Here is a 2,018-nt window from a genome sequence, read left to right as displayed (position 1 = left end):
GTGCGAGGCGGAGGTCGCCGAGGTCACGGCCCGCGCGATGCGCGGTGAGCTGGACTTCGAGCAGTCGCTGCACGCGCGGGTCGCGCTGCTGGCGGGGATCGACGAGTCCGTGGTGGAGAAGGTGCGCGCCGAGGTACGGCTCACGCCCGGCGCCCGGACGCTGATCCGCACCCTCAAGCGTCTCGGCTACCAGGTGGGCGTGGTCTCCGGCGGCTTTACGCAGGTGACCGACGACCTCAAGGAGCGGCTGGGGCTCGACTTCGCCTCCGCCAACACCCTGGAGGTGGTGGACGGCAAGCTCACCGGGCGCGTGGTCGGGGAGGTCGTGGACCGCGCGGGCAAGGCGCGGCTGCTGCGGCGCTTCGCGGCCGAGGCCGGGGTGCCGCTGATGCAGACCGTCGCGATCGGGGACGGGGCCAACGACCTGGACATGCTCAACGCGGCCGGGCTCGGTGTCGCCTTCAACGCCAAGCCGGTGGTGCGGGAGGCCGCGCACACCGCGGTGAATGTGCCGTTCCTGGACACCGTGCTGTATCTGCTGGGGATCACCCGCGAAGAGGTGGAGGCGGCGGACACCGCGGCGGACACCGTCGAGAGCCGAGACGGCTGAGGCGTCACCGTACGGATCGGGGCCCGGGCGGCGAGGCCGTCCGGGCCCGACGGGTCATGATCACTCGTGGGGCGCCCAGAAGTCGCTGAGGCGGCCGACGCCGTGCTCCACCGACTTCCACGAGCCGCTGAAGGTCACCACCGCGAGGGCGGAGGTCGGAAATCCGCTCCGGGCCATACGCTCCCGCGTGCCCTCCTCGGCCTCACCCGCGAGCGCGTCCGCCAGGGCGTGCATCCCAGGGTTGTGGCCGACCACCAGCAGCTCGCTCACGTCGTCGGGCGTCTCGTTGAGCAGCGCGAGCAGCTCGCCGAGCGAGGCCTCGTACAGCCGCTCCTCGTATACGGTCTTCGGCCGCTGCGGCAGCTCGTGCACCACGAGCTTCCAGGTCTCCCGGGTGCGGACGGCCGTCGAGCAGAGGGTGAGCTCGGGGGTGATCCCGGCCTCGACGAGCCGGCGTCCGGCGAGCGGGGCGTCTTGGCGGCCGCGCTCCGCGAGCGGCCGTTCGCGGTCGGCTACCTGGGGCCAGTCGGCCTTGGCGTGTCGGAGAAGGACGATCCTGCGGGGCACATCGACGCTCATGTGTCCCAGCTTCGCATGAAAACGGGTGCCCGGCGCAGGGGGTTGGAGCGGACCTCGTCCTCAGATGAGTAAGGACGGGGGGGGTCCTCAGGTGAGGGAAGACGAGGCGAACGGCCACCACGGTGGCGAGGTGTCACGGCTGATGCGTGAGCGCGCCCCGTATCAGCCCGAAGACCTGCGAGAGCGTCCCGGAGTCGTCGGCGGCGTGCGCGTCGGGGGAGCCCACGAGCAGCAGCAGGGCGGCGAAGGCCAGAGCCGGGAGCGCCAGGGCCCACCACGGCAGCCGACTGTCCGGACGGCGCCCGGCGGGGTCGGCGGGCCGGGGGTGGGTATGCGCGGACATGGGGATCGCCTCCGGGGCGCGAGGGTGGGTGACGAGCGGCCGACGACGGGCGCCGCGCCTCCAGCCCCCGCCTTCGCTTTCCGACATCACGAATCTACGGACCGCCGGGGGCCGGTCCCATCCGGTGAACCACCCAGTTACCCCTGACCCTGGCCCCCTAAGGGATGGTGGGGATAGCCACACCCTCAGGGCGAGTACGCCCTCAGGGGCTCAGGGTGAGGCGATGGTCGCGACCACGCCGATGATCACGGTGATGCCCAGCATCACACCCAGGATGATGAGCAGCTTCTTCTGGCCGTTCGGCGGGTTTTCATCGAGCACTGGCATGGCCCCAGTGTCCCACCGCCCCACCGCCGCCCCGGCACCGCCCCGCGAGTCCGCGAGGGTGGTGCCGGGCTCGCTCAGATCTCGTCTGAGGTCTCGTCTGAGGTCTCGTCTCAGATCTCGTCTCAGATCTCGTCCTCGACGGCGCGGTCGCGCCCCGCC

At 71.7% G+C, this 2,018-nt stretch carries 4 protein-coding genes; 1 reads left to right on the top strand and 3 read right to left on the bottom strand.

Annotated elements, in window-relative coordinates; all coding sequences use genetic code 11:
* On the top strand, positions 1 to 610 hold a 610-nt coding region (gene serB, locus CCN51_RS40560), incomplete at its 5' end, for a phosphoserine phosphatase SerB (RefSeq protein ID WP_086860709.1).
* A 60-nt stretch (positions 611 to 670) separates the two neighbouring features.
* Here the strand turns inward: serB and CCN51_RS40555 are convergent.
* The 3 genes from CCN51_RS40555 to CCN51_RS59420 all read right to left on the bottom strand — a co-directional run bounded on the left by CCN51_RS40555 (position 671) and on the right by CCN51_RS59420 (position 1,859).
* On the bottom strand, positions 671 to 1,189 hold the full coding sequence (locus CCN51_RS40555; RefSeq protein ID WP_014180756.1) for a SixA phosphatase family protein: 519 nt from the start codon (positions 1,187 to 1,189) through the stop codon (positions 671 to 673).
* A 133-nt stretch (positions 1,190 to 1,322) separates the two neighbouring features.
* Positions 1,323 to 1,532: a hypothetical protein gene (locus tag CCN51_RS40550; protein ID WP_014180755.1), complete on the bottom strand. Its 210-nt coding sequence runs from the start codon at positions 1,530 to 1,532 to the stop codon at positions 1,323 to 1,325.
* A 210-nt stretch (positions 1,533 to 1,742) separates the two neighbouring features.
* A complete protein-coding gene (locus CCN51_RS59420; protein ID WP_014180754.1) occupies positions 1,743 to 1,859 on the bottom strand; it encodes an SGM_5486 family transporter-associated protein in 117 nt (38 codons plus the stop codon).
* Positions 1,860 to 2,018: the final 159 nt, after the last annotated feature.

This window comes from Streptomyces milbemycinicus, from assembly GCF_002154605.1.
Classification (GTDB): domain Bacteria; phylum Actinomycetota; class Actinomycetes; order Streptomycetales; family Streptomycetaceae; genus Streptomyces; species Streptomyces milbemycinicus.
Note: the sequence above shows the minus strand (reverse complement) of the source record. Positions and strands in the feature narration are given on the sequence as shown.